Source organism: Proteus sp. G2674 (assembly GCF_009915195.1).
Taxonomy (GTDB): Bacteria; Pseudomonadota; Gammaproteobacteria; order Enterobacterales; family Enterobacteriaceae; genus Proteus; species Proteus mirabilis.
Genome location: NZ_JAABLS010000017.1, coordinates 224,714 through 233,727, shown reverse-complemented (window position 1 = coordinate 233,727; position 9,014 = coordinate 224,714). Strand labels below are relative to the sequence as shown.

Annotated in this window: 7 protein-coding genes; all 7 read right to left on the bottom strand. The window is 40.6% G+C overall.

All coding sequences use genetic code 11. The annotated features are described in order from the left end of the window. A partial coding sequence (murE, locus tag GWI58_RS08455) for a UDP-N-acetylmuramoyl-L-alanyl-D-glutamate--2,6-diaminopimelate ligase (protein WP_161769079.1) occupies window positions 1–1,372 on the bottom strand: 1,372 nt, incomplete at its 3' end. Then, complete coding sequence (gene ftsI / locus GWI58_RS08450) at window positions 1,359–3,155, bottom strand: peptidoglycan glycosyltransferase FtsI (RefSeq protein ID WP_004248565.1); 1,797 nt, start codon at window positions 3,153–3,155, stop codon at window positions 1,359–1,361. The genes murE and ftsI, both read right to left, overlap by 14 nt. 11 nt (window positions 3,156–3,166) lie before the next feature. Beyond that, window positions 3,167–3,484 carry a cell division protein FtsL gene (gene ftsL / locus GWI58_RS08445; protein ID WP_004244124.1) on the bottom strand — a complete coding sequence of 106 codons (318 nt, stop codon included), beginning with the start codon at window positions 3,482–3,484 and terminating at the stop codon, window positions 3,167–3,169. Further along, the gene (rsmH, locus tag GWI58_RS08440; protein WP_004244125.1) at window positions 3,485–4,432 is read right to left on the bottom strand and encodes a 16S rRNA (cytosine(1402)-N(4))-methyltransferase RsmH; all 948 of its coding nucleotides are present in this window, start codon (window positions 4,430–4,432) and stop codon (window positions 3,485–3,487) included. It lies immediately after the preceding gene. A gap of 3 nt (window positions 4,433–4,435) precedes the next feature. Continuing rightward, window positions 4,436–4,894, bottom strand: coding sequence for a division/cell wall cluster transcriptional repressor MraZ (gene mraZ / locus GWI58_RS08435; RefSeq protein WP_004248567.1), 459 nt, complete (start codon window positions 4,892–4,894; stop codon window positions 4,436–4,438). 687 nt (window positions 4,895–5,581) lie between these two features. After that, on the bottom strand, window positions 5,582–6,589 hold the full coding sequence (gene cra, locus GWI58_RS08430) for a catabolite repressor/activator (RefSeq protein ID WP_004244128.1): 1,008 nt from the start codon (window positions 6,587–6,589) through the stop codon (window positions 5,582–5,584). A 221-nt stretch (window positions 6,590–6,810) separates the two neighbouring features. After that, on the bottom strand, window positions 6,811–8,619 hold the full coding sequence (locus tag GWI58_RS08425) for an AMP-dependent synthetase/ligase (protein ID WP_110229421.1): 1,809 nt from the start codon (window positions 8,617–8,619) through the stop codon (window positions 6,811–6,813). Window positions 8,620–9,014: the final 395 nt, after the last annotated feature.

Below are 9,014 nucleotides of genomic sequence, written 5' to 3'. Positions count from 1 at the left end.
CGGGAGAGGCTTGCATTACTACATTCGTCACGGCTTCTGCTCGTCCTTCAATCGCTAATGCACGACCAGGATCCATTAACCCAGAAAGGATATCTTGAATAATGGCTTGTGGCTCTTCACTACGCGGATTGTCATCGGTGATAACTACTTTATCGGCAAACTGCTCAGCTACAGCGCCCATTAGTGGGCGCTTACCTTTATCTCTATCACCACCACAACCAAAGATACACCACAGTTTACCAGTACAGTGTAAGCGTGCCGCTTGTAACGCTTTTTCTAAGGCATCTGGCGTATGAGCATAATCAACGATCACCGTAGGACGGTTATCCGCACTAAATACTTCCATACGACCACAAACGGGGGTTAATGCACTGGAAGTGTTAATCACTGCATCAAGAGGGTATTCAAGAGCCAAAAGTGTAGCTAAAGCACAGAGTAAGTTACTGACATTAAAAGCCCCCATTAATGGGCTTTCAATTTCACCTTCTCCCCAACTTGAATTAAAATGGATAGTGGCACCCGCATCATGGTAATTGATTTGTGTCGCTTGCACATAGCGCCCTTGCCAATTTGCCGGCAATTTATCCGCCATAGTCACCGCCACTGCATCGGGTAGATGCGTCAACCATTTATGCCCTACCGCATCATCAGCATTAATGATTTTTTCGCCACTATGGTGGGTCGAAAATAACAACCATTTAGCCTGTTCGTAATTGGCCATATCACCATGATAATCAAGGTGATCGCGACTTAAGTTGGTAAATACGCTGGCGACAAAAGGTAGCGCACTAACGCGCCCTTGAACTAAACCGTGTGACGAAACCTCCATTGCGGTAAAGGTAGCGCCTTGATTAACTAATTGCTGTAATTCTAATTGGATATCAACCGCTGAACCGGTTGTATTCATTGCCGGAACAATATGATCTAATAACCCATTGCCTACCGTTCCCATAACGGCACTGACTTCACCTAAACCTTGCGCCCACTGTGCTAACAATTGTGTTGTTGTCGTTTTTCCGTTAGTACCAGTGACACCAATCAGCTTTAATTTATCCGCTGGCTGATGATAAAAAATTCCTGCAAGTTTTGATAATTGACAATTTAGGTTTTCAATATAAATAACGGGTATACCATGACTTTCACGAATTTCGCCATGAGTAGCAATACCTTCAGCTTCCGCTAAAACAGCACAAACACCTTGTGCAATTGCCTGAGGAATATAGCGTCTACCATCCGTTTCATGGCCTTTAATTGCCACAAACAGATCACCACTCGCGGCTTTTCGGCTGTCGAGTGTCATGTCTTTAAGCGTTAAAGACGGTGCTTGTATCCCGAGTGCCCCTAATAGGTCACTTAAATTAGGATCTGCCACTTGTATCCTCTTTTTTATTAATCACTATTTCACTTTTATCGTCTGGCGTTAATGCATCAGGCTCTACATTCATCGTACGTAGAACCGCGCCCATAATTGTGCCAAACACTGGTGCAGAAACTGCACCCCCATAATATTTGCCCGCTTTTGGCTCGTTAATGATCACTACTAAGGCAAAGCGTGGACGGCTTGCCGGTGCAACACCGGCTGCATAAGAAATGTAGGCATTAATATACTTTCCATCTGGGCCGACTTTTTTCGCGGTCCCGGTCTTAATCGCAACACGATACCCTTTGATCGCAGCACGAACGCCACCACCGCCCGGTAAGGCGACACTTTCCATCATATGAACCACTGTTCTCATGACTTTTTCAGGAAAAACGCGAGTACCCGGTACAGGAGGGTCGACTTTAGTAATAGAAAGCGGTCGATAAATACCAAAACTACCGATAGTTGCATAGACACGCGCTAACTGTAATGGCGTTACCATTAGCCCATATCCGAATGAGAAGGTGGCCCTTTCAAGATCGGACCACCGTTGTTTTTTTATTGGAAATATGCCACTACTTTCACCAACTAGCCCCAAGTTAGTTGGTTTTCCGAGGCCAAAACGGGAATAAACATCTACCAGTTCAGACGCCGGCATCGCTAACGCAAGGCGAGATACCCCTACGTTACTCGATTTCTGTAAAATTCCAGTTATCGAAAGCTCACGATAAAGCGCAACATCTTTTATCTGATGACCACTGATTCGATAAGGAACAGTATTAATAACGGTATTTTCTTTAATAATATTATTGTTTAGCGCACTCATAACCACCATCGGCTTTACCGTAGAGCCTGGCTCAAAAATATCGGTGATAGCTCGATTACGCATCGCATCTTTCGGCGTTCCCGCTAAATTATTCGGGTTATAGGATGGGCTATTTGCCATCGCTAACACTTCGCCTGTATTGACATCAACCAAAACCGCCGTACCTGATTCGGCTTTATTTTCAATGACTGCATTGGTTAACTCTCTATACACAACAGATTGTAAACGCTCATCAATGCTTAACATTAAGTTGTGAGCAGCTTGGCTATCTGTTTGAGCGATATTTTCAATCACACGGTTAAAGCCATCTTTGCGTACAACTCGCTCTCCGGGGGCTCCGGTAAGCCATTGGTTAAAGCTTTTTTCAACCCCTTCAATACCATCACCATCAATGTTTGTAACACCAATGATGTGAGCGGTCACTTCTCCTGAAGGATAATAGCGTTTGGACTCTTGGCGCATGTTTATCCCTTTGATTTTCAGCTTACTTATGTAATCACTAATTTCAGGATTAACTTGGCGCGCAAGATAGATAAAACGAGCGGAAGGTGTTGCAGAAATTTTTTGAGAAATTTGATTAACGGGAAGTTTTAATGCATCAGCAAGTGCTAACCAACGTGAATCGGTCATATCAGGGTTAGCTTCTAACACAACTTTAGGATCAGCCCAAATAGCATATACAGGGACACTCACCGCCAATGGTCTTCCCATACGATCGCTTATCATGCCACGAGCTGTGGGGACTTTTTGCACACGTAAAGAGCGCAGATCCCCTTCGCGGATCAGGGGATCTGGGTTAATAATCTGTAAATAGGCAACTCGTATTAATAACGCCGCTAAAGCAATACCAATACCACCGCAAAGCAACGCAAAACGCCAACTCACAAATCCTGTTTTTTCTTCAGGTTTACGGAGTTTGGCATTTGACTTTGTCTTTGTCTTCGCTTTTGCCGAACGTGAAAATTTCATACTTGCCTTAATTATTTAGTAACCACAATATTCTCTTTAGTTGGATCAACATGAACCATGCCTAACTGTTCACTTGCAAAACGTTCAACTCGGCTATGGTCCGCCAATGCATTTTCCTCAAGGATCAAGTTGCGCCATTCAATATCCAATACATTTTTTTCTAACACTAAGCGCTCTTTTTCTGCTGTCAGTAAGCGTGTTTTATGTGCTGTCGTTACCACATAGATCGCGGAGATAATAACGGCGAAAAAAAGAATAAGTGGCAATTTGCCGTGACGCAGTAAATCTTGTCCTATTACTCCCGGTAATGAATGGCGTTCAGTAGACATTTATTCCTCAATACGCTGTGCGACGCGTAAAACAGAACTTCGCGCTCGTGGATTCTCCTCAACTTCAACACCGGTAGGTTTCATTTTATGAATACTACTCAGGCGAGCACTTCCTAGTGCTTTAATTTGTTCTTCTGTTAATGGGATCCCCGCTGGAACAACAGGCCCTTTACTTTCATCTCTTATAAAGCGTTTAACTAATCGGTCTTCTAAAGAGTGGAAACTAATCACCGATAAACGCCCTGCTGGCGCTAAAATAGACACGGCGCCTTTTAATGCTTTTTCAATCTCATCTAACTCACTATTGATATAGATACGGATCGCTTGAAAGCTACGTGTTGCAGGGTGCTTATGTCGCTCTTTTACTGGACTTGCTTCACTAATCAAATCCGCTAACTGTTTAGTACGTGTTAATGGCTCTTCAGTTTTATTACGCGCCACAATGGCACGGGCAATGCGTTTCGCGAAACGCTCTTCACCGAAGGTTTTTAGCACCCAAGTAATATCATCTTCTTCGGCATTCATTAACCACTGTGCAGCTGATTGTCCTGTGGTTGGGTCCATACGCATATCGAGTGGCCCATCACGCATAAAAGAGAATCCTCGTTCAGGATCATCTAATTGCGGTGAAGAAACGCCTAAATCTAATAATACGCCATCAACTTTGCCACTTAAACCTAACTCATTGATATAGTGTTCAATATTTGAAAAAGGCCCATGAATAATAGAGAATCGTGGATCATCAATTTCATTTGCCACTGCGATAGCTTGTGGATCTCTATCAATCGCAATGAGACGGCCTTGTTCACCTAGTTGCGATAAAATCAGACGAGAGTGCCCGCCACGGCCAAAAGTACCGTCAATATAAATACCTGAAGGTTTAATATTCAGGCCGTTTACTGCTTCATCCAGTAATACACTGGTATGGCTAAAATTATTCGTTGTCATTATTTAAAGTGATAAATCCAATAGTCGTGTCGATAACGGTTCCTGTGAGGTTTGCTCTGCCAAAATGTCTTCTTTGATCTGTTGATACCAGACCTGTTCATCCCACAATTCAAATTTATTGAATTGACCGACTAACATGACCTCTTTGGTTAGCCCCGCGTGCTGCCTTAGCGTGCTAGCTAACAAAAGACGTCCTGCGCTATCCATTTGGCATTCACTAGCATGCCCAAGTAATAAACGCTGCACTCTTCGTTCGGCGGGATTCATGGAAGAAAGCGCCGCCAGTTTTAACTCAATTTTTTCCCATTCAGGAAGGGTATACAGCAATAAACATGGCTGATTGAGATCAATGGTACAGACCATTTGACCTTCAGAAGCCTCGTTCAGCGTTGTTCGATAACGGGAAGGAACTGTTATTCGCCCTTTGCTGTCGAGATTAACGAGTGTTGCACCACGAAACATCCTCATTTCCCTCAGCGTTATAATTTACACCACATTATCCCACAAATCCCCACAAATAGAGTTTACGGATGGTATGAAAACGTTGTCAAGCCAGTTGTAGGACGCTTTATTGATATTTACAGTAATTTTATAATCTCATCGAAATGAACAAATTATCAGCAGGCTAAAAAAGCAGAATATTAACACTATGATTCCTATCGGTTATTTTTTATTTTTCTTATTTGTTCTCAAATAGTGATTATTTATAGAGATGAAAAAGGGAAAAATAAGATAAAGAAGTCATAAAAAGAAAATGACCTATTTAATGAGATAATGCCTATTTATTGTCGTTCATTTACCTTTAACCAACATAACAATACAAAGCCCTCTTTAAATTAAAAAACCGGCTTAATCTACTGAAAAAATAATGTGATATCATGTAGATAATTTTTTACTGTCGAGTTTTCTTTCTGCAAAGTTAATAAATAAATTATTTTATTTAAGTAATATTACTTATAGAAATATCAAAATTTCACCCGCGAATTAAACAAAACAGGATAAATTGTAAAAAAACGTTTAAGATTAATCTCAAATTTTATTTTATTTAAGTCACCCGACATTATTTAACCAAATAAACTATCCCTGCTTTAATTTAATAAAGCAGGGATAGTCATTATAAAAAATGCTGAGTCAGAAAGTGAACGCTAATTAACGAGTACGTCCTAAACTACCTCGGCGACATAAATCACGTCGAATACGTGTAATACCCGCTTGTGGTTTTTGCTCTTCTTCAAGACTTGCTAAAACCAGCTCTAATACACGTTGTGCAATATCACGATGTCGCTGAGCCACCGATAATACTGGACATTCGAGGAAATCTAATAATTCATGATCACCAAATGTAGCAATCACTAACTGCGTAGGTAAGCGTCCACTTCTTTGCAACGTTACATCCATCACACCTTGTAATAGCGCAAAAGAGGTCGTAAAGAGTGCATCAGGCATCGGGTTATTATTTAACCATTCCGAAAATACCTCTGCCGCCGCTTCTCGTTCATAACTATTCGCATAAAGATAAGTCACTTGTCGTGGATCATCTTGCCACACACTACGAAAGCCCTGTTCACGTAAAAAACTGACTGACAGTTCGGGCAATGCGCCTAGATAGAGAACCGATTGAGAAGGAAAAGCTTTAAGCTCACTCGCTAACATTTTTGCGTCTTCTAAATCATCACCGACGACGCTAATAAAATGTTCACTCTCTAACGCCCTATCTAAGGCAATGATAGGCAACGAACGATTAGCCCAACGCTGATAAAATGGGTGCTCTGGGGGTAATGCCGTTGATACAATAATGGCATCAACTTGGCGTTGTAGTAGATGTTCTACACAACGAATTTCGTTGTCAGGTTGATCTTCTGAGCAGGCAATCAGCAATTGATAACCACGTTGACGCGCTTGTCGTTCAAGATAATTGGCAATTCTGGTATAACTGGTATTTTCCAAATCAGGAATAACCAAACCTATAGAACGCGTACGACCAGCACGTAATCCCGCGGCAACAGCGTTCGGGTGGTAATTGTGCTCTCTGACCACCGCCATCACTTTTTCAACAGTCTTGTCACTTACACGGTACTGTTTAGCTTTACCATTAATGACATAACTCGCTGTTGTTCGTGAAACACCAGCCAAGCGGGCGATTTCATCCAGTTTCACTTTAGCCTCTTCTAATTATTAATAGGGTATTTATTACATTATTGCTATGGTTTTCAGTCATCATGCTGATCTGAATCTGCATTTTAACACAATTTACTGATAAAACCGTATGCGTCAACGTTTCCGTTTATACCTTTTACCAATTACTTGCATTGTTACTGCCTATGACTTACCTAAAGTGCAATAAAAAAGCACCCTTACGGTGCTTTTTTGTCTGGTGATCACGACTCTTGATACATCTGCTCAATTTCATTTCGATAGCGTTCAGAAATTATTTTACGTCTTAATTTTAAGGTAGGTGTCAATTCTCCAGACTCCATCGTAAACCCTTCCGCTAATAGAGTAAATCGTTTAACTTGATGGAAACTAGCAAAATTACGTTGCATTTCACGCAAGCGTTCATCAAATAATTCTTTGATCTTAGTATGGCGTAATAACTCTATCCGATCGTGATATTTTAAATTTAATGCTCGAGCATGTTCTTCTAATGCATCAAAGCAAGGTACGATCAGTGCAGAAACAAATTTACGGGTATCTGCAATCACAGCGATATGCTCAATAAAGCGATCTTGCCCTAATGTACCTTCAATCATTTGCGGTGCAATATATTTTCCATTTGAGGTTTTCATAAGATCTTTCAAACGTTCGGTAATATATAACATCCCATCTTCATCTAATGCACCCGCATCACCGGTACGTAACCAACCATCTTCAGTAAACGCGGCAACCGTCTCTTCAGGCTTATTAAAATAACCTTTCATCACGATACTACCACGCACTTGGATCTCGTTTTCTTCGCCTATACGTACCTCAACCCCCGGTAACGGAGTACCAATAGAGCCTAGTTTATAATGGTTTTCTTCCCAACAAGATACCGTGGCACAAGTCTCTGTCATGCCATAACCATATTTAATATTAATACCCGCGGCTAAGAAAAAGCCGATCACCGCATCATCTAAACGAGCGCCTGCGGCAGGTAAAAAACGAACTCGCCCACCTAAAATTTGACGTAGTGGTTGAAGAACTTTTTTATCCGCAAAGCGATAACACCATTGAGATAGCACGCCTAATGAACGTCCAGCTAAGTGTGCCTGACGTTGTTTTTCACCCTGTTTAAGAGCCCATTTAAACATCCATTGGCGTAGTCGAGGTGCTTGAGAAACTTTCTCTTGAATGGCGCTATATACTTTTTCGTAAAAGCGTGGCACTGCACACATAACCGTTGGTTTTACTGCAGCCATTGCTTCCCTTACGGCATGGGTATCTGTGAGATAAACATTAATAGCCCCAGTATGCATAACATAGAAGCTCCATGCCCGTTCAAATACATGTGATAACGGTAAAAAGCATAATGAAACATCTTTATCCGATAATGAAAGGCGCTGATCATGCAGATAAAGTTGAGAAGCCAGATTGGTGTAATCAAGCATAACACCTTTAGGCTCACCTGTTGTACCCGAGGTATAAATCAGCGTAAACAAATCATCTAAACAACATTCATCAATACGTTGTTGTAGCAGAGAGTCATATCGAGATTGACAGTCACTGATTAAGTTTGTCAGATGATAAGAAGGTATTGTTGGATTTAAAACGACCTGAGAATTAAACACAATAATATGTTTAAGTTGCGGGCATAATAGCGCTAACTCAGAAACAACGTCATATTCCTTTTGGTCACCAACAAAAAGAATACGAATATCCGCATCATTGATGATATAAGCGGCTTGTTCCACACTACTTGTTGCATAAAGAGGAACTGTGACAGCACGCAACTGCAAAGTAGCAATATCGGCAATAGACCAATCAATGCTGTTTTGGGAAAAAATCCCCACATTTTCTTGAACAGCCACGCCCATATTGAGTAATGCATTTGAGAGTGCACGTGTTTTCTTTGCTACTGACGCCCATGACATGGCGATTTCAGACTTAGCATCCCACTGACGATAAGCCGTTTTTTCCCCAGAAGATGAAAATTGCATCTGCAATCTTCTAATTATATGATAATCATATAGATTATTATTATTTATCATGATTTTCCTGTTATTTATGGAAAAGCGTAGGAATAATTAAGTTGAAATAAAGAATAATGTCATCTTCTAATTTCAGCTTACACCTGTTCGCTGACTTATCTGAAAGTCTAAGTGATCCGCAAAAATAAAGGAATCTAATTTTACATAAATTTGTAAAATTGTGATTCATGAAAAGTTTTGTCAATTTCATCATACTAATGAAAATGTAAAAATGAGCCTGAACACTTTGTGAACAAACAAAGTATTAACAAGAAAAATATAATAAAATCAAAAGCTAATTATAAAAATTTATTCATTTACAAGATTAATAACAGAGAAAATAAAGAAAAAAATCGATTAGATGACAATAGTTGCAACTGATAGGGATAGGATAACAATTAGGGCAAAAATAGTGA